The sequence below is a fragment of the Sphingomonas sp. genome, from assembly GCF_042091075.1.
Lineage (GTDB): Bacteria > Pseudomonadota > Alphaproteobacteria > Sphingomonadales > Sphingomonadaceae > Sphingomonas.
Genome location: NZ_JBELIE010000019.1, coordinates 1 through 22,699, shown reverse-complemented (window position 1 = coordinate 22,699; position 22,699 = coordinate 1). Strand labels below are relative to the sequence as shown.

26 protein-coding genes and 1 pseudogene are annotated in these 22,699 nt (G+C 67.4%); 13 read left to right on the top strand and 14 right to left on the bottom strand.

The features are described from left to right. Nucleotides 1-3: 3 nt before the first annotated feature. The 12 genes from motA to flgB all read right to left on the bottom strand — a co-directional run bounded on the left by motA (nucleotide 4) and on the right by flgB (nucleotide 9,774). A complete protein-coding gene (gene motA, locus ACFDSW_RS03615) occupies nucleotides 4-867 on the bottom strand; it encodes a flagellar motor stator protein MotA (RefSeq protein ID WP_375248912.1) in 864 nt (287 codons plus the stop codon). 172 nt (nucleotides 868-1,039) lie between these two features. Beyond that, the gene (locus ACFDSW_RS03610; RefSeq protein ID WP_375248911.1) at nucleotides 1,040-1,936 is read right to left on the bottom strand and encodes a flagellin; all 897 of its coding nucleotides are present in this window, start codon (nucleotides 1,934-1,936) and stop codon (nucleotides 1,040-1,042) included. Nucleotides 1,937-1,942: 6 nt separating this feature from the next. Continuing rightward, nucleotides 1,943-3,283 (bottom strand): flagellar hook-associated protein FlgK, encoded by a 1,341-nt coding sequence (flgK, locus tag ACFDSW_RS03605; RefSeq protein WP_375248910.1) that lies wholly within the window; start codon nucleotides 3,281-3,283, stop codon nucleotides 1,943-1,945. Beyond that, a complete protein-coding gene (locus ACFDSW_RS03600; RefSeq protein ID WP_375248909.1) occupies nucleotides 3,280-3,618 on the bottom strand; it encodes a rod-binding protein in 339 nt (112 codons plus the stop codon). The genes flgK and ACFDSW_RS03600 overlap by 4 nt, the downstream gene beginning before the upstream one ends. Next, a complete protein-coding gene (locus tag ACFDSW_RS03595; protein ID WP_375248908.1) occupies nucleotides 3,618-4,712 on the bottom strand; it encodes a flagellar basal body P-ring protein FlgI in 1,095 nt (364 codons plus the stop codon). Before ACFDSW_RS03595 ends, ACFDSW_RS03600 begins: the two co-directional genes overlap by 1 nt. Beyond that, complete coding sequence (locus tag ACFDSW_RS03590; RefSeq protein ID WP_375248907.1) at nucleotides 4,712-5,395, bottom strand: flagellar basal body L-ring protein FlgH; 684 nt, start codon at nucleotides 5,393-5,395, stop codon at nucleotides 4,712-4,714. Before ACFDSW_RS03590 ends, ACFDSW_RS03595 begins: the two co-directional genes overlap by 1 nt. A gap of 5 nt (nucleotides 5,396-5,400) precedes the next feature. Beyond that, complete coding sequence (flgG, locus tag ACFDSW_RS03585) at nucleotides 5,401-6,192, bottom strand: flagellar basal-body rod protein FlgG (protein ID WP_375248906.1); 792 nt, start codon at nucleotides 6,190-6,192, stop codon at nucleotides 5,401-5,403. Nucleotides 6,193-6,206: 14 nt separating this feature from the next. Continuing rightward, on the bottom strand, nucleotides 6,207-6,956 hold the full coding sequence (locus ACFDSW_RS03580; protein ID WP_375248905.1) for a flagellar basal body rod protein FlgF: 750 nt from the start codon (nucleotides 6,954-6,956) through the stop codon (nucleotides 6,207-6,209). Between the two features lie 27 nt (nucleotides 6,957-6,983). Beyond that, on the bottom strand, nucleotides 6,984-8,264 hold the full coding sequence (locus ACFDSW_RS03575; RefSeq protein ID WP_375248904.1) for a flagellar hook protein FlgE: 1,281 nt from the start codon (nucleotides 8,262-8,264) through the stop codon (nucleotides 6,984-6,986). Between the two features lie 39 nt (nucleotides 8,265-8,303). Beyond that, nucleotides 8,304-9,017 (bottom strand): flagellar hook assembly protein FlgD, encoded by a 714-nt coding sequence (locus ACFDSW_RS03570; protein ID WP_375248903.1) that lies wholly within the window; start codon nucleotides 9,015-9,017, stop codon nucleotides 8,304-8,306. Between the two features lie 2 nt (nucleotides 9,018-9,019). Then, nucleotides 9,020-9,430, bottom strand: coding sequence for a flagellar basal body rod protein FlgC (gene flgC, locus ACFDSW_RS03565; protein WP_375248902.1), 411 nt, complete (start codon nucleotides 9,428-9,430; stop codon nucleotides 9,020-9,022). Nucleotides 9,431-9,432: 2 nt separating this feature from the next. Next, a complete protein-coding gene (flgB, locus tag ACFDSW_RS03560; protein ID WP_375248901.1) occupies nucleotides 9,433-9,774 on the bottom strand; it encodes a flagellar basal body rod protein FlgB in 342 nt (113 codons plus the stop codon). Between the two features lie 238 nt (nucleotides 9,775-10,012). Here flgB and ACFDSW_RS03555 point away from each other — a divergent pair, with 238 nt between their 5' ends. From ACFDSW_RS03555 to ACFDSW_RS03515, 9 genes are all read left to right on the top strand, one after another. Beyond that, nucleotides 10,013-10,744, top strand: a complete 732-nt coding sequence (locus ACFDSW_RS03555) for a motility protein A (RefSeq protein WP_375248900.1) — start codon at nucleotides 10,013-10,015, stop codon at nucleotides 10,742-10,744. Next, nucleotides 10,741-11,259 (top strand): flagellar motor protein MotB, encoded by a 519-nt coding sequence (locus ACFDSW_RS03550; protein ID WP_375248899.1) that lies wholly within the window; start codon nucleotides 10,741-10,743, stop codon nucleotides 11,257-11,259. The genes ACFDSW_RS03555 and ACFDSW_RS03550 overlap by 4 nt, the downstream gene beginning before the upstream one ends. Then, nucleotides 11,256-11,768, top strand: a complete 513-nt coding sequence (locus tag ACFDSW_RS03545; RefSeq protein ID WP_375248898.1) for a flagella basal body P-ring formation protein FlgA — start codon at nucleotides 11,256-11,258, stop codon at nucleotides 11,766-11,768. The genes ACFDSW_RS03550 and ACFDSW_RS03545 overlap by 4 nt, the downstream gene beginning before the upstream one ends. A gap of 68 nt (nucleotides 11,769-11,836) precedes the next feature. Continuing rightward, nucleotides 11,837-12,139, top strand: a complete 303-nt coding sequence (flgM, locus tag ACFDSW_RS03540; RefSeq protein ID WP_375248897.1) for a flagellar biosynthesis anti-sigma factor FlgM — start codon at nucleotides 11,837-11,839, stop codon at nucleotides 12,137-12,139. Further along, entirely contained in the window at nucleotides 12,126-12,437 is a 312-nt protein-coding gene (locus ACFDSW_RS03535) for a flagellar protein FlgN (protein ID WP_375248896.1), read from the top strand. The genes flgM and ACFDSW_RS03535 overlap by 14 nt, the downstream gene beginning before the upstream one ends. 80 nt (nucleotides 12,438-12,517) lie before the next feature. Next, nucleotides 12,518-13,381 (top strand): lytic transglycosylase domain-containing protein, encoded by an 864-nt coding sequence (locus ACFDSW_RS03530; protein ID WP_375248895.1) that lies wholly within the window; start codon nucleotides 12,518-12,520, stop codon nucleotides 13,379-13,381. A 4-nt stretch (nucleotides 13,382-13,385) separates the two neighbouring features. Then, complete coding sequence (gene flhA / locus ACFDSW_RS03525; RefSeq protein WP_375248894.1) at nucleotides 13,386-15,449, top strand: flagellar biosynthesis protein FlhA; 2,064 nt, start codon at nucleotides 13,386-13,388, stop codon at nucleotides 15,447-15,449. Beyond that, entirely contained in the window at nucleotides 15,446-16,198 is a 753-nt protein-coding gene (locus ACFDSW_RS03520; RefSeq protein WP_375248893.1) for a sigma-70 family RNA polymerase sigma factor, read from the top strand. Before flhA ends, ACFDSW_RS03520 begins: the two co-directional genes overlap by 4 nt. A 41-nt stretch (nucleotides 16,199-16,239) precedes the next feature. Then, entirely contained in the window at nucleotides 16,240-16,425 is a 186-nt protein-coding gene (locus ACFDSW_RS03515) for a hypothetical protein (protein WP_375248892.1), read from the top strand. 143 nt (nucleotides 16,426-16,568) lie between these two features. Here ACFDSW_RS03515 and ACFDSW_RS03510 read toward each other — a convergent pair whose 3' ends face one another. Next, a complete protein-coding gene (locus tag ACFDSW_RS03510; protein ID WP_375248891.1) occupies nucleotides 16,569-17,444 on the bottom strand; it encodes a flagellin in 876 nt (291 codons plus the stop codon). 275 nt (nucleotides 17,445-17,719) lie between these two features. Next, complete coding sequence (locus ACFDSW_RS03505; RefSeq protein WP_375248890.1) at nucleotides 17,720-18,538, bottom strand: flagellin; 819 nt, start codon at nucleotides 18,536-18,538, stop codon at nucleotides 17,720-17,722. Between the two features lie 284 nt (nucleotides 18,539-18,822). Between ACFDSW_RS03505 and ACFDSW_RS03500 the strand changes: the two genes are divergently transcribed. From ACFDSW_RS03500 to ACFDSW_RS03485, 4 genes and pseudogenes are all read left to right on the top strand, one after another. Continuing rightward, complete coding sequence (locus ACFDSW_RS03500; RefSeq protein WP_375248889.1) at nucleotides 18,823-20,139, top strand: sigma-54 interaction domain-containing protein; 1,317 nt, start codon at nucleotides 18,823-18,825, stop codon at nucleotides 20,137-20,139. Then, nucleotides 20,136-20,501 carry a flagellar hook-basal body complex protein FliE gene (fliE, locus tag ACFDSW_RS03495; protein ID WP_017980121.1) on the top strand — a complete coding sequence of 122 codons (366 nt, stop codon included), beginning with the start codon at nucleotides 20,136-20,138 and terminating at the stop codon, nucleotides 20,499-20,501. Before ACFDSW_RS03500 ends, fliE begins: the two co-directional genes overlap by 4 nt. A gap of 3 nt (nucleotides 20,502-20,504) precedes the next feature. After that, entirely contained in the window at nucleotides 20,505-22,208 is a 1,704-nt protein-coding gene (gene fliF, locus ACFDSW_RS03490) for a flagellar basal-body MS-ring/collar protein FliF (protein ID WP_375248888.1), read from the top strand. After that, nucleotides 22,205-22,699: pseudogene (locus ACFDSW_RS03485) on the top strand (flagellar motor switch protein FliG); the annotation flags it as partial. The gene fliF and the pseudogene ACFDSW_RS03485, both read left to right, overlap by 4 nt.

Here is a 22,699-nt window from a genome sequence, read left to right as displayed (position 1 = left end):
CGGTTACTTGCCCCGCAGGCCGTCAAACACCTCGGCGAAGCCGGGCTGGTTCTTGTGGTCGATGCCCGAGCGCGCCGCCTCGATCACCAGGGGCTGCGGATGGCCGTGCAGCGACGCGATGATGATCTGCTTGACGACGTGATAGATCGCGCCATCGGCGTCGATCACCTGCTTCAGCCGGCCGGCAAGCGGGTTGACGATGCCATAAGCCAGCAGCACACCCATGAAGGTGCCGACCAGCGCGGAGCCGATCATCGCGCCGAGCACCGAAGGCGGCTTGTCGATCGAGCCCATCGTCTTGACGATGCCCAGCACCGCCGCGACGATGCCCAGTGCCGGCAGCGCGTCGGCCAGGTTCTGCAACGTGTGTTGCGGGCCCTCCACTTCGTGGTGGTGGGTCTTGATCGCATTGTCCATGACGTCCTCGACCGCGTGAACGTCCAGCGTGCCCGACGACACGACCACCAACCGCAGCGTGTCCGCGATCAGGTTGATCAGCGTATGGTCCGCCAGCAGCCGGGGATATTCGGCGAAGACCGCGGAGGATTTCGGATCCTCGACATGCGGTTCCAGCGCGATCGGCCCTTCCATGCGCAGCATCTTCATCAGCTTGCTGACGAGAAAGATGACGTCGAGATAGTCCTGCTTCTTATATTTCGGGCCCTTGAATACCTTGGCGACGCCGCCGGCCATCCCCTTCAGTTCCTTGCCCGAATTGCCGATGATCAGCGCGCCGGCAGCGGCACCGCCGATGATCAGCATTTCGTGCGGAATCGCCTCGAACACCGGCCCGAGCGCGCCGCCCGTGATGGCGAAGCCGCCGAAGACCATACCCAGAAGGACGACGAGGCCGATGGCCGCAAACATGCGCGTTTCCCCGATACACAGGCAGAAAATGGAACGTCGACGATGTGGTTAACCCGCCAGGAGTAGCGAAGTGGTTACCAACGCGGAGATTATGTGCGGTAACGATGGGATGCGGAGCGGACGCGCGGCGCCACGGCCCGCGCCGCCCGACGAGAACGCCGCGTGGCGCTGATCAGCGCAGATAATTGAACAGCGACAGCTGCGACAGTTTCGAGAAGCTGGTCTGTGTCGCGGTCAGAATCGTCATCGTCTTGGACAATTCGGTATAGGCCTGGGTGACGTCGACATCTTCCAGGCTGGAGCGCAGCTCGGTGCGGTCGGTCTGCGCGTTCTCGAGCAACCCCTGTTGCAGATCGACTCGCGCGGCGCGCGCGCCGACCGAAGCCTGCACCACCGATACCTGATCGCTGGCGGTCTGCAGCGAATCGATCGCGGCGCGTGCGTCGTCCGCGGTGGCGGTGCCCGATTGCAGCGTGCTCGCCAGCGTCGCCAGCATCTGCAGCGTGTCGCCGGCAGAGGAGGTGAAGATCCGGCTCGTCGTCTCGGTCGCCTGCACCGACACGCCATCGCCGATCGGGATTTCCGAGAGCTTGTTGGCGGTATTGTAGGTGAAGCTGCCGTCGCTGTTGCGGATCACCGCGTCGACGTTCGCGGTGCTGCCAAACAGCGGCTGGCCGCGCAGATCCTTGGTATTGCCCAGTCCGACGAGCGCATCGACGATCGAGGACAGCTGCGCGCCGATCATCTGGCGATTCGCGGTGCTCATCGTGCCGGTGGCGGCCTGATTGACCAGTTCGGCGGCGCTCTGCAATTGCGTGGTGATCGCGCCCAGCGTCGAATCGGCCTGTTTGAGCAACGACGCCGACAGCGTCAGGTTGGTCGAATAGGCCGCCGCATCCGCATCCTTCCGGTCGAATTCGGCGAGCTGCTGCGCCACCGCGACATTGTCGGACGGCGTGTTGATCTTCTTGCCCGTCGCGATCTGCGTCTGAAGCTGGTTCGCGGTCGCCATCAGCGCGCTCATCCGGCTGGCGGAGCGGTCGAACAGGAGGTTGCTGGAAATCTGCATCGCGCGTTACCGAAGCTCGAGGATCGACTGGAACGTGTCACGCGCCACCTGGATGACGCGGCTGGACGCCTGATATGCCTGCTGGAAGCGGGCGAGATCGATCGCCTCCGAATCGAGATTGACCCCCGATGCCTCCGATCGCGCGGTGACCGCGCCGTCGTGGATCGCGGTTTGCGCGTCCACCACCAGCTGCCGCTGCTTCAGCGTCGCTGCATTGTCGGTGACGACGGTCTGGACCTGTGTCTCATATCCGGCGCTGGTGCGCAGCGCGGCAAGATCGGCGAGGTTGGACGAATCGCGCTGCCCGCCATTGTTCTTCGCCGCGGCGATCTGCGAGCCGCTCGTCAGCGCTACCGACACCATCGCCGGATCGCTGGCCGATACGGTGAAAAGATCGGTTCCGGTCGCACCGTTGAGATCCTGCCCGGCCTTTTGCAGGTCGTTCATGTCGCTGGTGAAGCTGGTCGCGATCGCGTTGATCTGACCACGGGCGCTGGCGATCCGCTGCGCGCCCTCGACCATTCCCGCCAGCGCGCCGCCCTCCGGGCTGAACAGCGTGCTGCTGCCATCCTCGCGCTGCGCGCTCAGCGCGACATTGCCATTGCTTTGCTGGAACACGACCTGCGCCGCTTCGCGTGAATCGACCAGCACCGTGCCATTCGAGCCGCCCGCGCGCACCGTGGCGCGGCCGAACGAATCGAGCGAGACGTTGACATCGGTCAGCGCGCTCATCTGTTCGAGCAGATTATCGCGCTGATCCTGCAGGCCGGCGGCAGCGGACGTGCCCGGGGTGACCTTCACCAGCCCCTGGTTGACCTTGAGCAGGGCCTGGTTGAGCCGCGTCAGATCGTCGCTCGCCTGCGTCGCCCGGGCATTCAGCTCGGTCATCGCATCGTCGAGCGCGCGAGCGGTGGTGCCGAACGAATCGGCCACCGACGAGGCCGCGCTGAGCATCCCCGCGCGCAACGCCGTCGAGGTCGGCTCCGCCTGCAACGCGGTGCCCGCCGCGAAATAGCTGTTCAGCCGCGTCGACAGGTCCCCGCCCGACATCGCGCTTTCGACGCGCTGCAGCCAGACCGTGCTGGCTTGCGTCTTGGCCAGATCCGCCCCAGCGCTGCGAACCGACGTCTCGGTGTAGGGATTACTGTTGCGGCCGATCCCGTTCACCACCACGCCCATACCGTTCAGGCCGGTGGAATAGCCGTTGGAGGTCGCTACCTCGGTGAGGTTCGTACTGCGCCGTACGTAGGATGCGTTGCCGGCATTGGCGATGTTCTCCGACACCGTCGTCAGCGCGGTCTGATACGCGCGGACGCCCGAGGCGCCGATGGAGAGGAGATCGCTCATTCCTGCTGGCTGCCATCCCCACGGTTAAGATCGGGTTGAGAGCGCGACAAAAATTCCGTCATCGCGGTGCCGATACCGAGCGGCGCATGCGTCGCCATCTCCTGAACGACCTTCTGATCCTGCATGTCGCGGAACGTGTCGAGCGCCTTGCTGTCGAACAGCGGGTCGGCCAGTTTGGCCTGCCGCATCGACTTCAGCATCATGCCGGTGAACACCGATTCGAACTGCTGCCCCGCCTTGGTCAGATTGTCCTTGGTGGCGGTCTTCGCCAGCCCGGTGTCGAGCCCGGTGGCGCCCGAAATCTGCGGCGTGGCGGCGGCGGAGATACCGGTCATCACAACACCACCAGTTCGGCCTTGAGCGCACCGGCTTCCTTGAGCGCTTCCAGGATCGCCACGAGGTCCGCCGGGCTGGCGCCGATCGCGTTCACCGCCTTGACGACATCCGCCAGCTTCGGGCCGGGGTTGATCAGGAACATCGGCTTCTTTTCCTCGACGACCGAGACGTTGCTGCGATTTTCCAGCGCGGTCTGCCCCTGGCTGAACGGCGCTGGCTGGCTGACGCGCTGATTCTCGTCGATCCGCACCGTCAGCTTGCCGTGCGTCACCGCCGCCGCGCCGACCCGCACCGCCGAGTTGATGACGACGGTGCCGGTGCGCGCGTTGACGATCACCTTGGCGGAGGGTTCGGCGGAAACGACGTCGAGATTCTCGATCTGGCTCATCAGCGTCGCGCGCACGTCCACACCGACCGGCGCACGCACCGCCACCGAGACGGCGTCAGTCGCCTGCGCGGTGCCAAAGCCGAAACGCTGGTTGATCGCAGCGGCGACGTTCTGCGCCGTGGTGAAATCGGCACGTGCGAGGTTGTAAGTGAGGAACGGCGTATCGGCGAAGCCGGTCGCGACCGCGCGCTCGACGGTGGCGCCCTCGGGGATGCGCCCGGTGGACGGCACGTTGACGACGATCTTCGACCCGTCGGCGCCTTCCGCGCCGAGGCCGCCGACCGCGAGATTGCCCTGCGCCATCGCATACACCTGCCCATCGGCGCCGAGCAGCGGCGCGAGCACCAGGCTGCCGCCGCGCAGCGACTTGGCCTTGCCCATCGACGCGACGGTGATGTCGATCCGCTGCCCCGGCTTGGCGAAGGCGGGCAGATCGGCGGTGATCATCACCACCGCCGCATTCTTCATCCCCGGATTGGCGCTGGCGGGCAGCTGCAACCCGAAGCGGGAGGCGACCGCCTTCACCGACTGGATCGTATATTCCAGATTGTCGTCGCCGGTGCCGGGCAGGCCGACGACGACGCCATAGCCGGTCAGCTGGTTCGAGCGGATGCCCTGGAACCCGCCGAGATCCTTGATCCGATCGGCGGTCGCTGGCGTGGCGAACAGCAGCGCGGCGAGGGCGAGAAGGACAGCGCGGAACATCAGAACGGGCTCACCACCTGGAAGAAACGGGACAGCCAGCCCTGGCGGCTGGCGCGGGCGACATCGCCCTTGCCGGTGTAGGCGATCTGCGCGTCGGCGACGCGCGTCGAAGGGATGCGATTGTCGCGATCGATGTCGGCGGTGCGTACCACGCCCTTGATCTGCACGAATTCATCGCCGCGGTTCAGCGTCACGCGCTTCTGCCCCTGCACCAGCATCGTGCCGTTGGGATAGACCTGCGCCACCGTCACGGTGATCTCGCCCGACAGGGAATTGGACTGGTCGGCCGCGCCCTGCCCGGTAAAGCCACGGTTGCCGCTGGCGCCGATATCGGTCGGGCTGAACAGGTTGAGCGGCCCGGTGCTCGGCGGGGTAATGCCCAGCTTGCCGCTGGAATCGAGCTTCGAGGTGGAGGATTTGCTTGCCGCGGTCCGCTCCACCAGCACGATCGTCAGCGGATCGCCGACGCGGCGCGCGCGCCACCCTTCGTGCAGCGCGGCATAGCCGTCCGCGACCTGAAAGATCGCGCCGTTGGCGACCGGCGGCGCCGGCGGCGCGGCCGGGGCGCGCATCACTGTGAAATCCTCCTTCGGCGCCTTGCGGCCGAACAGGCTGGCGCCGGCAGGCGTGGCGGTGATCGCCGTGGCGGCCAGCAACAGGACGGGAAAGCGCATCGACGTCATGTCCGTCACGACAGGTTCTGGTTGACGTATTTGAGCATGTCGTCGGTAGCGGAGATCATCTTCGAATTGACCTCATACGCGCGCTGCGTCTCGATCATGTCGACCAGTTCCTCGACGACGTTGACGTTGCTCGCCTCCAGCGAGCCCTGCCGCACCCGGCCACGGCCGTCCTGCCCCGGCACGCCCAGGTTGGCGGTGCCGCTGGCGCCGCTTTCGAGCAGGAAATTGTCGCCATTCTCGGTCAGCCCGGCGGGATTGGGAAAGCTCGCCACCTGGATCTGGCCGATGTTGGTCGCCTCGGCCTGCCCCGGCACGGTCGCGGAGACGGTGCCGTCGGTGCCGATCGTGATCTGCGTCGCGCCCTCCGGGATCGTGATCCCGGGCATCACCTGATAGCCCTGGCTGGTGACCAGCAACCCTTCGGGACTGCGCGAGAAATTGCCCGCACGGGTATAGCCGAGCTGTCCGCCCGGCATCTGGACCTGGAAATAGCCGTCGCCGTCGAGGGCGAGGTCCAGCGCGTTGCCGGTCTCGTTCATCGACCCCTGCGTCTCGGTGCGGCTGGTGCCCTGCACGCGCACGCCGGTGCCGAGATTCAGCCCGGTGGCATATTTGCTTTCCGACGTGGATTGCGCGCCGGCGGCGGTGACGATCTGATAGGACAGCGTCTCGAACTGCGCACGATCGCGCTTGAAGGCGGTCGTGTTGACGTTCGCCAGGTTGTTCGAGATCACCCGCATGCGCATGTCCTGGGCGTCAAGCCCGGTACGCGCGATGTGCATGGCGGCGGTGGTCATCAGCTAATCCTTCCTCAGCCCGGCAGGCGCATCACGGATGCGCTTGATTCGTCCATGGAGCGGGCTTCCTTCAACAGGCTGGCCTGCACCTCGTAGCTGCGCTGGTTCTCGATCATGTCGACCAGCGCCTGCGTCATGTTCACGTTCGATCCCTCCAGCGCGCCGGACTGGACCGTCGCGTCGAGATTGGCGGGCAACGTGCCCCCGCCGCGGACGCGCATCAGATTGTCGAGCCCCTTCACCGTGTCGCTGCCCTTGGAGGACACCAGCTTCAGCCGGTCCACGATCTGCGGCGCGCCGGTATCGCCGGGCGCGACGATCGCGATCGAACCATCCTGCGCGATCGTCAGCTGGCTGTACGGCGGCAGTGTGATCGGGCCATTCTCCCCCATCACCAGATGGCCGTCGCCGGTTTCCAGCGTTCCCAAACGCGACACCTGCAAATCGCCGCGGCGCGTATAGGCCTCGCTGCCGTCGCTGGCCTGCACCGCGATCCACGCATCCTCGCTGTTGAGCGCGACGTCGAGCGGGCGTCCCGTCGACTGGATCGCGCCCTGCCGGCGGTCGATGTCGCGCACCTCCTCGCCGGTCGGCTGGCGGGCGGACACCGTGCTGGTGCCGTCCGACAGGATGATGCGGTCGAACACGACCCGGTCGGCGCGGAAGCCGGTGGTGGACACGTTCGCCATATTGTTCGCGATCGCGGCCTGCGCGGCCATATGCGCGCGCAGCCCCGTCGCAGCGGTATAGACGAGCTTGTCCATCTGCCGGCTCCGGCCCCCTCAGCGTGCTTACGAGCGGATGTTCAGGATCGCCTGCGATACCTGCGTCGCGGTATCGAGCGCCTTGGCATTCGCCTGGAAGTTGCGCTGTGCCGCGATCAGGTTCACCAGTTCCTCGGTGATGTCGACGTTCGATCCCTCGATCGTGCCCGACATCAGCGATCCGAACCCGTCCGCGCTGGCCGCGCCGAGCGAAGCATTGCCCGACACGCCCGTGGCCTGCCAGTAGCTGTTGCCGACCTGGCGCAGCCCCGAGGGGGTCGAGAACTTGGCCAGCGCCACCTTGCCCAGCGGCACGATGTCACCGTTCGAGAAGCTCGCCTGGATCAGGCCGCCGTCGGTGACGGTGACACCCGCCAGCTGGCCGACCGCGACACCATCCTGGGTCTTCGAATTGACCGAGAAGGCCGACGACAATTGCGTCGAACCGCTGATACCGAGTTTGATTGTCTGCGCCGCCGCGCCGGAAGTCGGGATGAAGCTGGAGAAGTTGATCTCCGCCGGCGACGGCGTTTTCAGCGCGCCGGTGTTGTCATAGCTCAGCGTCACGGGGCCAGCGGTGGCCTGGCTGGCCTCTTTCATCATCTGGTCACCGACGAAGGTGAAGACCTGCCACGTCCCCGTGGTGTTGTTCGCGCTGTCGACGCCGCCGGTGCGGACGTAATAATTGGTCATCGTCATCGGATTGCCGTTCGCATCATAGATGCGGGTGGCGACCGAGTTGTTGTACGTCGTCGTATCGGTGCGATCGAACTTGGTCGCATCCTTGATCGTCGAGGTCGACGACACCTGCACCGAGGTGGTGATGTTCGCGGTCGCCTTCGGCGTGCCCGAGGTCTGCTGGATCTGCAGGTTGGTCAGTCCGTCGGTGCCGGTGGCGGTGACGTTGCCGTCGTTATCGACCGGATAGACCATCAGGTAGCTGCCCTGCGCGTCGACGACGTTGCGGTTCGAATCGACCGAGAACTGGCCGTTGCGGCTGTAGTTCACCTGGTCCGACAGGCCGGTCGACTTCATGACGAAGAAGCCTTCGCCGACCAGTGCCAGGTCCAGCGCGTTGCTGGTGGTCGACAGATTGCCTTCCTTGAACTGCTGCGTCGTGCCCTTCACCACCACGCCCGAACCGACCATCTTGCGCGGGTCGGTCGACACGCTCGACGCGATGACGTCGGCGAAGTCGGTGCGGCTCTTCTTGAAGCCGGTGGTGGAGACGTTGGCCAGATTGTGGCTGATCGTCGCCATGTCGGTCTGCATGGCCTGAAGGCCGGACAGCGAGGTGTAGAAGGACATGCTGGTGCTCCTGCGAAAATGGGATCAGGCGGAAGGGGTTCAGGCGACCTTGCGGATCGCGGACGGATCGACCGTGCCAAGGCCGGTGACGTTCAGGCTGGGCGTACCGTTGGTCGGCAACGACACCGATTCGACCGGCGCCCAGACAAGCGAGGTGGCCGAGACGATCGACGATTTGTTCGATGCCTCCACGGTGACGTTGTACGGGCCGCTTTCCACCTTGTTGCCGGCGGCGTCGGTGCCGTCCCAGTCATAGGTCGCGGTGCCCGCCTTCTGCGTGCCGAGCTGCAGCGTGCGGACGACCTTGCCGCTGTTGTCGGCGATCGAGACGTTGACGTCGGTCGCGTCGGCACCCAGCTCGACCGCGCCCGCGATCCCGCCGGCACTGCGTTCGTAAGCGGTGTTGCCGGCGGTCAGGACGGTGCGACCCACATAGGCCATCGCATCGCTCGACGAGGTCGCGCCCAGCCGGGTCGCGATCCCCGACAGCGTCTTGTTCATCTCGCTGACGCCCGCGACTTGCGAGAATTGCGCCATCTGCGCGACCATCTGCGTATTGTCGACCGGCGCGAACGGATCCTGGTTCTTCATCTGCGCGGTCATCAGCGCGAGGAAGTCGGTCTGGTCGAGCGTCGTCTTCGTGCCCGTCGTGCTGACGTTCGGGGTGGCCGCCGTGCCGGACCGGGTGATGCCCAAGTTCTTCAGCGTCTGGTCGTAGCCGGACGTCGACGCGGTGGTATCGGTGATTGCCATGATCAGCGGCCCATCTTGAGGGTGTCTAGGATCAGCGTCTTGGCGGTCTGCATCACCTCGACGTTGTTCTGGTAGGTGCGCGCGGTCTCCATCATGTCGACCAGCTCGCGCGATTCATCGACCGCGGCCTCGAAGACGTTGCCGTCCTTGTCGGCCATCGGATTGGCGGGGTCGTAGCGCTTGGTCGGCGCCTCCCCCGCGGTGACGATCTGCTGTACGTCGACGGTCGACAGGCCGGACGCGGCGTCGAAGCTGGTGCGGAACACCGGCTTCAGCGTCTTGTAGGCGGCCTCCTCCGATCCGGCGACGCCGCCGGCATTGGCGAGGTTCGACGCGGTGGTGTTCATCCGCGTCAGCTGTGCCGACATCGCGCGGCCGGCGACCTGGAAGATGGTGAGCGGAGCGCCGGACATGCTTATTCTCCCCTCAGCGCGCGGGTGATCTGGTTGATGCGGCCGTTCAGGAACGACAGCGTCGTCTGATACTGGACGGCGTTTTCGGCGAAGGCGGTCTGCTCGGTGGCAAGCTCGACGGTATTGCCGTCCATCGACGGATTGGTCGGCACGCGATATTGCAGCGCATCGCCATTCGCCGTCGCGACGCCGTTCTCGGCGGCGCCCAGCGCCGTCTTGAAATCGATGTCACGCGCCTTGAACCCGGGGGTGGACGCATTGGCGATGTTCGACGCCAGCACGCCCATACGCTGTGCGCGTACCTCTAGCGCCGCGCCATGAACTCCGAACAATGTGTCAGCCATGGGCCGATCCTCCTGCTGCACGATGGGTGCGCGTCGATCACAGCAAGGGGCGTGCCAAATCATCGAAAGGGCGGCGGAAACGCGGTGGCGGCAACGAAGCGGCAAACGCTTGCCGGTTGCCGGCAACGGCATTGCCGGTGCGCGCTCCTCCCCTTCCGCCCCCCGCCCCCTCCACACGGACGATGCGGAGGGAAATGCCGCGCGCCGCAATTGGCCCATGCCTTGCAAAGCGGCCGGCATGACGCCCGGTACTTTCCTTGATCCCACCGCGCTCGCGATCGTCGGCGGCGGCACCTTGCTCGCCACGATCCTGCGCACGCCGTTGCGCGATCTGGCGCGGGCAATCCGCGCGCTGGCGATCCTGCCGCGACGACGCTTCCGCGCCGATCCGCTGCTGGAGCAGATCACGCATCTGTCGCGCGTGGCAAAGCGCCACGGCGTGGTCGCGCTGGACGATACCGTCGTCGGCGATACCGACGTGGCGCGAGCGATCGCGCAAATCGTCGACGCCGATGCCCCCGACGCCATCGCCACCGCGATCGAAGAAGCCCGCCGCCAGCGCGCCGAGCGGCATCGCATCGCCGCCGACGTGTGGCACGGCATTGCCGAAACCGCGCCCGCGATGGGCATGGTCGGCACGCTGATCGGGCTGGTCGCGATGTTCACGCGGGTCAACGATGCCGCCGCGATCGGCGCGTCGATGGCAGTGGCGCTGCTGGCCACCCTCTATGGCGCGCTGCTCGCCAATCTGGTCGCGCTGCCGATCGCCACCCGGCTGCGGAATGCCGCCCGGGTAGAGGCGATGGAGCGGCTGCGACTGATCCCGCCGCTGCTGGCGCTGGCGGTACGCGAGGCACCGCGCGCCATCGCGCTGGTCCAGGCGGTGCCGTCGCGGTCGATCCATGACGTCGACGACGATGACGACCGGCAAGCGGATGACGGCAGGACGGATCCGGGCGTGGCGGCATGATCGACGATCCGCTCACCTATGAAGCGCCGTCGGCGCGCCCGGTGTGGCTCATCACGCTGGCCGATCTGTCCTTGCTGCTGATCGGCTTCTTCGTGCTGCTGCAAGCGCAACATGATGTCGACCCCCGCGAGCTGGCGCGAGGCCTCGCCGCCGGTTTCGGCGTCGAGGCGCCACCGATCGCGGTCGCCAGCCAAAGCGTCGAAGGCTTCGCCCCCGGCAGCGCGGCCCTGCCCGGCAATACCACGGCGCTGGCCGCCTGGGCGCGCACCGAATTGCGCGATCCGCGCGTCCGGCTGACCGTCACAGGCGCCACCGACGGCTCGGCCGCCGATCGCGATCCCGTCAGCGGCAGCGCCACCGCGCTGGCCGCCGATCGCGCCCGCGCGGTCGTCGCCGCACTGGTCCGCGATGGCGTGGCCGACACCCGTATCGATATCGCCGCCGCGCCAACATTCGCGCGCCGCGCCACGTTCGTGACCCTCGCCTTCACCGGCGAGCAGGAGAAACGCCAATGATCGCCTCCCTCTTCGCGCTCGCCGCCGCGGCGGCGGGATTTCAGGATACGGACGCGCTGGATCGCGCGGTCGCCGCCTTCACCGCGCAGCCGATCGGCGCCGTCGGGGGGGCACGCACCCCGATCGACCCGCGGCTGCGCCTCGCCACCTGCCCCACCGTCGCGATGTCGTGGCGCAGCGAGGCGCATGACGCGGTAGTGATCGCGTGCGCAGGGCCGTCATGGCGCATCTTCGTTCCGGTGAACGCGCCGCCGCGCGCCGCCGCTGCCGCCATTGCCACGCCGGCGGTGGCGATGGTTCCCCGCAATGCCCCGCCGGTCATCAAGCGCGGCGACCCGGTCACCATCGAGGCGGGGTCGGATGGCTTCGCGATCACCCGCGACGGCGTCGCGATGGGGGATGCGCCGGCGGGCGGGCGGCTGCTGATCCGGGTCGACGACGGCGGCAAGCCGGTGCAGGGAGTCGCCGTCGCGGCGGGCCGCGCGACGCTGCCCGGCTGGCCGGAATGAAAAAATGCTAAAGCTTGCTCTGCATCGGTCGTTTCTGCCCATGTCAGCGGAACCGAATAGGTGCGGACATGGTAGAATCGGTAGGCTCTTCAACGATCAGGACTGGCGATACGCGCATCGCCGGCGTCACGCGCGTCGCCCCGGCGACCCCCGCCGCGACGCCAGCGACACCCGCGTCGACGGCGGCCGCCGCGGCGGCCACTGCGCCGACGCTGGCGAAGTCGATGGCGGCAAGTGCGCCGGTCGATTCGGACCGGGTGCAGCAGATCAAGGCGGCGATCGCCGCCGGCACCTTCCCATTGTCGCCATCGACCATTGCGGACCAGCTCATCGCGCTCAAATACGATTGGATAGCGAATGAACAGGCGTGATGCCCTCGTCCGCGTGATCGACCTGCTGCATGCGGAAATCGATGCGCTGAAGGCCAATGACATCAACGCGCTGGAGCGTGCGACCGGCAACAAGCTAAAGGCCATCGACACGCTGAAGTCGCTCGGCGACGGCCCGGCCACGCCCGAATTGCGCGCGCTGGCCGAGGAAGCCGACCGCCTGAACGATACGTGCCGGATCTACGTCAACCTGATGGCGGCAAATGTCCGCCGCCGGCTGCAACTTCTTTCCGGTCAGGGCGGCAACGCCTATCGCCGCGGCAGCGTCGCCTACGCCTGACGCGGCAAGCGGAGGCTGCCACAACCGGCCGGACAGCCTGGCCGCATGGCGAATGGCACGCCTCTTGCTGATCGCGGGGCATGACCGTGTCAGCGATCACCACCAACACCCAGCGCGTCACGTCCGCTATTCAGCGGGCGGCGCAGCGTACCGGCATCGACTTCGACTATCTGCTCGGGCAGGCGAAGCTGGAAAGCGGGCTCAACGCCAACGCCAAGGCGGGCACCTCCTCCGCCAGCGGGCTGTACCAGTTCATCGAACAGAGCTGGCTGGCGGTGGTGAAGAAGCATGGCAGCGAACACGGCCTCGGCTGGGCGGCGGACAACATCCAGCAGACCGCCGGTGGCCGCTATGCCGTATCGGGGGGGCAACGCGCCGCGATCCTGGCGCTGCGCAACGACCCGGATGTCGCCTCGCTGATGGCCGCGGAACATGCCGGCGACAACAAGACCGCGATCGAGGCCGCCACCGGCCGGCCGGCAACCGGCACGGACCTGTATATGGCGCATTTCCTGGGCCAGGGCGGCGCACGCAGCTTTCTGACGCAGATGCAGGCCAATCCGGATCGCAGCGCGGCCGCGCTGTTTCCCGCCGCCGCGCGCGCCAACCGCAACGTTTTCTACGCCGCCGACGGCTCGGCCCGCTCGCTCTCACAGGTATATCAGCGCTTCGCCGACAAGCTGGGCGATGCCGGCGCGACGCTGACCGCCGGCAGCGACACGACCTCCGCCACCGCGATGCAGTTCGCGGCGCAGGCGCTGGCGATGGGCGCTGATTCCACCGTCGTCACCGGCGCGGGCGAAAGCGCCAGCGACGCGCTCGCCTGGGCGCAATCGACGCTCGGCCGGATCCAGAATACGCAGGCGGCGCAGGCCAGCCTGCTGCGTCCTTCCCCCGACAATGCGAAGCTGGCCTATATGATGCTGGCGAGCATGGGGGGCTGAGGCGATGAAGCTGTTCGCCAACGCCCGTCTGTTCGCGCTGCCCGGCGCGATCCTGTTGCTGGTGGTGCTGATGGTGGTGCCGATCCCGCCGGCACTGCTCGACATCTTCTTCATCATGAACATCACGATCAGCCTGGCGGTGCTGATGGTCGCACTCAACGCGCAGAAGCCGCTGGACTTCTCCGCCTTCCCGACCGTGCTGCTGTTCGCCACGCTGTTCCGCCTCGGCCTCAACGTCGCCTCCACGCGTGTCGTCCTGGTGCACGGGCATGAGGGCGAGGCCGCCGCCGGCCATGTGATCGAGGCGTTCGGCACCTTCCTGATCGGCGGCGACTATGTCGTCGGCCTGTTCGTGTTCGCGATCATCGTCATCATCAATCTGATCGTCGTGACGAAGGGCGCGGGGCGCGTCTCCGAAGTGTCGGCGCGCTTCACGCTGGACGCGCTGCCGGGCAAGCAGATGGCGATCGACGCCGATCTCAACGCCGGGCTGATCACCCCGGAAGATGCCAAGAAACGCCGCGTCGAAGTCGCCACCGAGGCGGATTTCTACGGCTCGATGGACGGTTCGTCGAAATTCGTGAAGGGCGACGCGGTCGCCGGGCTGCTGATCCTCGCCGCCAACGTCGTCGGCGGGCTGATCCTCGGCCCGGTCAACCATGGCCTGACGATCGGCAAGGCGGCACAGACCTATACGATGCTTGCGATCGGCGACGCGCTGGTGGCGCAGATCCCGGCGCTGCTGCTGTCGATCGCCGCCGCCGCGATCGTCACCCGCGTCTCTTCCGAAAAGGATCTGGCGGGGCAGATCGGCAGCCAGTTCGGCTCGGCACGCACCTGGACCCCGGTGGCGGTGATCCTCGCGCTGCTGGGGATGCTGCCGGGCATGCCGCACCTCGTCATCCTGCCGATGGCGGCGGGCGCAGGCTATGCCGCGTGGAAGCTGCACACGATCGCCCGGCGCCCGAAGATCGTCGAGGCACCCGCGGCGGTCGAGGCGCCCGATCCGTCGAAGATCGGATGGGACGAGGTGACCGAGGCGATGATGGTCAATCTCGACGTCGGCTATGGCCTGGTGCCGCTGGTCGACGAACGTCGTGGCGCGCCGCTGATGGCGCGGATCACCGGGGTACGGCGCCAGCTGTCGAAGGAGCTGGGCTTCGTCGTACCGCAGGTGCGGGTGCGCGACGACATCAATCTGCCGCCCTATACCTATCGCCTGATGCTGGGTGGGGTCTGCGTCGGGGAGGATCAGGTGTCTCCCGACGAGATGCTGGCGCTCGACACCGGCCAGGGGTTCGGCGAGCTGATCGGCAAGAAGGCCAAGGATCCCACCTTCGGACTGGAGGCGACATGGATCTCCCCGGGCGACGCCGACGCGGCGACCGGCCAGGGCTATCTGGTGGTCGATTCGGGCACCGTTATCGCGACGCACCTCAACCATGCGCTCGGTTCGCATTCCGCCGACCTGCTCGGCGCGGACGAGGTGCAGGCGCTGCTGGACGGCCTGAAGGAACGCGCGCCGCAACTGGCGGCCGGGCTTGCCGCGCTGCCGCTGACCACGCTGACCACCGTCCTGAGGGGGCTGTTGTCGGAAAGCATCCCGCTGAAGGAATTCCGCCGCATCGCCGCCGCGATCGCGCTCGCCGCGCAGCGCAGCAACGACGCGGGCGAAATCATCGAGCTGATCCGCCCGGAACTGGGGCCGCTGATCATCGCCCGCCTCGCCGGCGTGCGCGAGCCGCTGCGCGTGATGACGCTGGAGGGCGGGCTGGAGCAATTGCTCGGCCAGGCGATGCGCAACGATCCCGGCCGCCAGGTGATCGAACCCGAACTCGGCCGCCGCATCGTCGATGCGTTGCAGGCCGCCGCCCAACCGCTGATCGCGGAAGCGAAGCCGTTCGCGCTGGTCGTCCAGCCGGCGGTCCGCGTCGCGATCCGCAAGCTCGTCCGCACTGTTCTTCCGGATACGCCCGTCATGAGCTTTTTCGAAGTGCCAGAGGATAAACCCGTCGAGGTGGTCGCGATCATCGGCGGCACGCACGCGCAACAGGCGCTGGCGGCATGAACGCCGAACCGCAGCCCGCGCTGACCGCGCCGGTCACCCCATTGACCTATGCGCCTCGCGCGCCCACGCGCGCGCGGGAAGATAACGCGCTGGTCCAGCAACACCTGCCGCTCGTCCGGCGGCTGGCATGGCACGTCCATGGTTCGGTATCGACCGCGATCGAGGTCGAGGATCTGATTCAGGTGGGGCTGGTCGCGCTGGTCGAGGCGGTCGCCGCGTTCGAGGATCGCGGCCAGGTGACGCTGAAGCAATATCTCGTCACCCGCCTGCGCGGCGCGATGATCGACGAATTGCGCCGCCATGCCGCGATGACGCGCGGCGCGATCCGGCGCCGCCGCGACTATACGCGCGCGGTGAACCAATTGTCGGGCGAACTGGGCCGCGCGCCGACTGACCGTGAGACCGCCGATCGCATGGGCATCACCGTGGAGAAGCTGCGGAGCGACTATGCCACCGCCGACGCGGTGAAATATGAGTCGATCGATGACGTCTACACCGACGATCAGCCGTGGTTCGCCAGCGACACGCCCGATGCGTTCGAACAATTGTCGGAAGCGCAGACGCGCGACCGGCTGATCGCGGCGATCGCGGCGCTGCCCGAACGCGAACAGATGGTGATCCAGCTATATCACGTCGAGGAACTGAACCTCGAGGAGATCGGCGAGGTGCTGGGGGTGGGGGCGGCGCGCGTGTGCCAGATCAAATCCGCCGCGCACGCCAAACTGAAGAAAGCGATGCAGCGCGGCTGATCCCGGCGCGTTCCACTCGGCACCACCGAGGAGAGAATGCGATGACCGACCGCCGCAGCGACCGACCGGACCAGCCCGACGCCGTCGATCCCGTCGTCCGCGACGACCCCGCCGATGCACTGGCGCATACCGATGCCAGCGGCCAGCCTGACGATGCCACCGGCAACCTTCCCACCGGCGAGCCGGAGGACAATCCCGACGATCTGACGGTGCAGGGCGGCGAGTAATCGCCCCGGCGCATCTGGTGAGCGCTGTCTGGTGGGCCCTGTCGAAGGGGCCGCGCCACGGGCGCACCGCCGTTGATCGAACGGGAAAAGCCCCGGTGGTCGTCCTGACCACCGGGGCTTCCCACGCATACCCGTAGGAAGAGTTAGCCGAGCAGCTTGAGCACGCCCTGCTGCGACTGATTGGCCTGCGCCAGCATCGCGGTCGATGCCTGGTTCAGGATCTGTGCCTTGGCGAGCGCGGTCGTCTCGGTCGAGAAATCGGCGTCCTCGATCCGGCTGCGAGCGTCGGTCAGGTTGGTCATGTTCGAGGTCATGTTGCTGACCGCCGATTCCAGCTGGTTCTGCGCCGCACCCAGGTTCGCGCGCTGCGTGGAAACCTGCTTGATCGCATCGTCGAAGTCGGAGAGTGCCGGCACCACCGGGGTCGCCGCCGCGGAGTCGCCGGTCATGCCGTTCGGCGTCGCGGAGAAGTCGACCACCTTCGACAGCGCGTTGGCCGCGGTATCGTTGTTGTCGAGGTCACCGATTTTCAGCGCCACCGTGTCGGCGGTGTTCGCGCCGGTCTGGATCGTCACGCTCTTGTCGGTGCCGGCGACGGCGCCGCCGGTGAACAGCGTGGTGCCGTTGAACTGCGTGTTCTTCACGATCGAGCGGATCTGATCGGCCAGCGCGTTCTGCTCGGCATAGATGTTCGTCTTGTCGGTCGACTGATAGGTGCCGTTGCTCGACTGGACCGTCAACTCGCGCATCCGCTGCAGCATGTTGCTGACTTCGTCGAGCGCGCCTTCGGCGGTCTGGGCCAGCGAGATGCCGTCGTTCGAGTTGCGGATGCCCTGCGCCATGCCGCGGATCTGCGCGGTCATCGAATTGGTGATCGCGAGGCCCGCCGCATCGTCCTTCGCCGAGTTGATGCGCTTGCCGGTCGACAGCCGCTCCATCGCGGTCGACAGCGACTTGTTCGCGCTAGCGGAAGCGTTGTTGGCGCGCAGTGCCGCAGTATTGGTATTGATGATCGTCACGGATCCCTCCACTCTTTAGCGCCGCCGCCGCCCCCGAGGCTGTGGTTCGTCGCTGCCTGCCTCCTGAAACGACCGTTAGGCCCGGAATTTTAGCGCTTTTTATCGCCGGCGCGCGCTTTCACGGACGGGCAGGAGGGTGCGCGATCGCGGTCTTCGCACGACGTGCAAAGACCCCGCCGGTTGCCCGGCGGGGTCTGACCCGGCCGCGTGACGCGGCCAGTCGGCACCGGCCCCGCTCAGCTTGGGGGCACGAGGCCGGTGCGTACAGCGTCGGCTTAGCCGAGCAGCTTGAGCACGCCCTGCTGCGACTGGTTGGCCTGTGCCAGCATCGCGGTCGATGCCTGGTTCAGGATCTGCGCCTTGGCGAGCGCGGTCGTCTCGGTCGAGAAATCGGCGTCCTCGATCCGGCTGCGCGCGTCGGTCAGATTGGTCATGTTCGAGGTCATGTTGCTGACCGCCGATTCGAGCCGGTTCTGCGCCGCACCCAGGCTGGCGCGGGTGTTGGCGATGGTCGAGATCGCGGTATCGTACTTGGCCAGCGTCGTGCTCGCCGCCTCGGCGCCCGCGGTCATGTCCACCACGCCGGTGACGCCGGCGTTGGTCGTCAGCGTGCCGATCGACAGCGTCAGCGAGTCGCCCGAGTTCGCACCCGCCTGGATCGCGACCGCAGCCGAGGTGCCGTCGAACAGGTTCTTGCCGTTGAACTGCGTGTTGGTCAGCACCGACTTGATCTGCGCCGCCAGCGCGTTCTTCTCGGTGGTGATGTTGGTGACGTCGGTCGTCTGATAGGTGCCGTTGCTGGCCTGCACCGTCAGTTCGCGCATGCGCTGCAGCATGTTGCCGACTTCGTCGAGCGCGCCTTCGGCGGTCTGCGCCATCGAGATGCCGTCGTTGGCGTTGCGGATGCCCTGCGCCATGCCGCGGATCTGCGCGGTCATCGAATTGGTGATGGCGAGGCCTGCGGCGTCGTCCTTCGCCGAGTTGATGCGCTTGCCGGTCGACAGTCGCTCCATCGCGGTCGACAGCGACTTGTTCGCTTCCATCGAGGCGTTGGTGGCGCGCAGCGCCGCGGTGTTGGTATTGATGATCGTCATGGATCCCTCCACTAGCCCGGCCGGACTTGCCGCCCCCAATGAGCGTTTGGCCGTGCCGCTGCCCCACCAAACGACCGCCCCCCGCCGGGCTTTAATCTTTTTTCGTCCCCTCCCCCCTGCCCCGGTCCACGCGCGCGCGCCGGGGTGCGGCCGCGCGCTCGCGAGGGCGCGCGCGCACGGGTGATACGCGCCCGGAAATATTCTGCCGGCAGGGGCGGCAACGATACGGCGCGTTAACCAATGGTGCGGCAAGAGGGCGTTCGACAGTTGGGGAACATTCGAACATGCGATCGATCACGCCGTCGGCCACCGTGGAACGCGAGCATCTGACGCTCGTCTCCTCGCTGCGCGCCCAGGGGTTTTCGGTACAACCCGCCGGCGCCCGCGCACCGGCCGGCACCACTTTCCTGGTCGCCGAGGGCGAGGCGATGACCGCCCCCGCTCGGACGTTGATCGTCGGCAGCGAAGGGCGCGCGGTGATGCCGTTTCGCGATGGTCAGCCGGCGCGGATCGCCTATGGCCATGACGATGCGGCGGTCGGCAATGCCTTCGCCCGCGCGATGGTCGGCGGCCCCGAACTGCCTACCGCCGCCGATCCCGAATCGCTCGCGCTGCTGGCGCTCGCGGAACGGGTGGCGCAGGCCGATATCACCGTGCTGATCAACGGTCCGACCGGCACCGGCAAGGAAGTGCTGGCGCGCACGATCCACCTGAGTTCCTCGCGCCGCGACGGCCCGTTCGTCGCGATCAACTGCGCCGCGCTGCCCGAATCGATGCTGGAGGCGATGCTGTTCGGCCATACCAAGGGCGCGTTCACCGGCGCGTCCTCGGGCGGAGACGGTTTCTTCCGCGCCGCCGATGGGGGCACGCTGCTGCTCGACGAAATCGCCGAGATGCCGCTTAACCTGCAGGCCAAGCTGCTGCGCGTGCTGCAGGAGCGCGAGGTGGTGCCGATCGGCGCCTCCGTGCCGCAGCCCATCGACGTACGCGTCGTCGCCTGCGCCAACCGCGACCTGCAGGCCGAAGTCGCCGCGGGCCGCTTCCGCGCCGATCTCTACTACCGCCTGTCGGTCTTCCCACTCAGCACCAAGCCGCTTGCCGACCGCACGCAGGACATTCCGGCGCTCGCCGCGACGATGATCCTGCGCCATGCCGGAACCCGCGCGGTGGTGCCGTGGCCGACCGCCGAGGCGGTCGAGACGCTGATCCGCCACGACTGGCCGGGCAACGTGCGCGAGCTGGAGAACGTGATCCAGCGCGCGCTGCTGTTCGCCGGCGGCGACACGATCGAGGCGAGCCACATCGTGTTCGACCGCCCGATCAGCTTCACCTTCCGCGAAACCAGCCCGGTGACGCCGCTGTTCGCGGTCGCGCCTGCCGCCCCTGCCCTGCCCGCCGAGCCGGCGACCCTGGGCAATGTGGTGCAGATGAGCGAATTCCAGGCGATCCGCGAGATGCTGGCCGCGTGCGGCGGCAGCCGCGTCGAGACCGCGCGGCGCCTGGGCATCTCCGAGCGCACGCTGCGCTATCGCCTCGCCAAGGCGCGCGAACAGGGTGACGACCTCGCCCGGCCCGCCACTGCCTGGGCGGCTTCGGCATGAGCGGCGTCGGTGGTGTCGGTGGCGCGATGAGCGTCGACCGCGTGATGCAGCTGCGCGCGCAGATCCTGGAACGCAACCAGGCGCTGGCCCGCGCCGGATCGGCCGAGGGCGCCGCCCCGACGCAGAGTGCCGCGACGAAGCCCGCGAGCTTCGCCGATACGCTGCAGGACGCGCTGAAGGACGTGAACGCGAGCCAGAACAAGGCAAGCGCGCTGTCGGAAAGCTACGAACGCGGTGAGACGGTCGATATCGCCAAGGTGATGCTCGCCCGCCAGGAAGCCTCGGTAGGGTTCGAGGCCACGCTGCAGGTCCGCAACAAATTGCTGTCCGCCTACAAGGACATCATGAGCATGCCGGTGTAATCGATGACCACTGCACTCGCCACCACCACGCCCGGTGCCGCGCCCGCGCTGCCCGAGAAGTTCGCCAACCCGCTGTTGCAGATCAAGTCTGTCCTGGCGCAGCCCGCGGTGCGCCGCAGCCTGCCGATGGCGATGCTGGTCGCGCTGATCGGCGCCGCCGCGCTGGCGTGGATGACGCTGTCGACGCCGACGCAGAAGACGCTGTTCCAGGGGCTGACCGACGCCGACAAGCAGGCGGTCACCGCCGCGCTGACGCAGGCGAACATCAAGAGCCGGATCGACGAGGGCACGGGTGCCCTAACCGTCGACGAGGACCAGTATAGCAAGGCGCGGATGCTGCTGGCGGGCCAGGGCCTGCCCAAGCAGGCGCCCGGCGGCTATGCGATCCTCGACCAGCTGCCGATGGGCGTCAGCCGCGCGGTGGAGGGCGAACGCCTGCGCCAGGCGCGGGAGACCGAACTCGCCCGCTCGATCCAGGAGATCGACGCCGTCGCCGAGGCGCGCGTCCATCTCGCCATGCCCGAAGCGAGCGTGTTCGTGCGCGACAATGCCGCGCCTTCCGCCTCGGTGGTGCTGAAGCTGCAGGGCGGTCGCTCGCTCAGCGAGGCGCAGGTGCAGTCGATCATCAATCTCGTCGCCTCGTCGGTGCCGGGCATGAAGCCCGATTCGGTGACGGTCGTCGACCAGCTCGGCGGCCTGCTGACCAAGCATGGCGACGGCGCCGATGCCGCCAATGACGCCCGGATCGATTTCCAGCGCCGTGTGGAGGACAAATATCGCCAGCAGCTGATCCAGCTGCTGACCCCGCTGGTCGGGGCCGGCAACTTCACCGCCGAGGTGCAGGCGGACGTCAATCTGGACGAAACCAGCGCGACACGCGAAAGCTACGACAAGGATGGCCGCCTGCGTGCCGAAACCGGCAATTGGACCGGCAACATGGCCAATGGCCAGGCGCCGGGCGGGATTCCGGGTGCGCTGAGCAACACCCCGCCACCCGCCTCGCAGCTGTCGACGCCGCAGCCCGCTACCGGCAATCCGGGCGTGCCGACACCCGCGCCGACCGCCGGCGGCCCCGCCCCCGATGCCAACAAGCAGTCGGATAGCTTCCAGCGCGCCTATGATCTCAACAAGGAAGTTTCGGTGACGCGCGCCGCGCCGGGCGGGATCAAGCGGCTCTCGGTCGCGGTGCTGCTGCGCGACCCCGACACCGGCCGCCGCACCGCGATGGAAGTCAACCAGATCACCGATCTGGTGAAGGGCGCGGTCGGCTTCGACCAGACCCGCAACGACAATGTCACCGTCATCAGCCGGAAATTCGCCGCGTCCGGCACCGACAGCGCCGCCGGGCCGAAATGGTATGACAATGCGCTGATCCCGATGATCGCGCGCAACCTGACGGCGGTGGTGATCGCGCTGCTGGTGCTGCTGCTGGGCGTGCGACCGCTCGCCAAGGCATTGATGAAGAAGCGTGAGGATGCCACGGACGAGGTTGCCGCGGCGCGCGGGGCGGCGTTGCCCTCGCCCGACGCCAACGGCGCGACCGATGAGAATGGCATCGCCGTCGCCGCGCCGGTCAGCCTCGACCAGATCGAGACGAGCCGCAATTACGAGGAGCGCATCACCGCGGTTCGGGGCTTCACCCGCGACAATCCCGCGCGCGCCGCGCTGGCGGTACGCGACATGATCGCCGCCGACGCCAAATCATGAGTGCGCTCACCTCCCCCCGCACCTTCACCGGCGTCGAGCGCGCCGCGGTGCTGATGATGCTCGTCGGCGACGACGAGGCCGCCGCGATCCTGCAGAAGCTGGATCCCGAAGAAGTGCGCAACCTGGGCAGCGCGATGTTCGCGGTCGCGGACGTCAGCGAGGAAGAGGTCGACAATGTGCTCGACGATTTCGTCGGCCGCGCGCGCGACCGGACCGGGATCACCTTCGATCCGGGCCGCAAGGTGGAATCGGTGATGACGCGCGCGCTCGGCCCCGAAAAGGCGGAGAGCGTGCTGGCGCGCATCACCCCCACCGAGGCGGTGTGCGAGATCGACCTGCTCGACTGGCTCGACGCGAGCGAGATCGCCGGCATGCTCGACAAGGAGCATCCGCAGATCGCCGCGGTGCTGATCGCCAACCTCGATCCCGAGGTGGGCGGTAAGGTGTTGGACCAACTGCCGGAGACGGTTCAGCCCGAAATCCTGCACCGT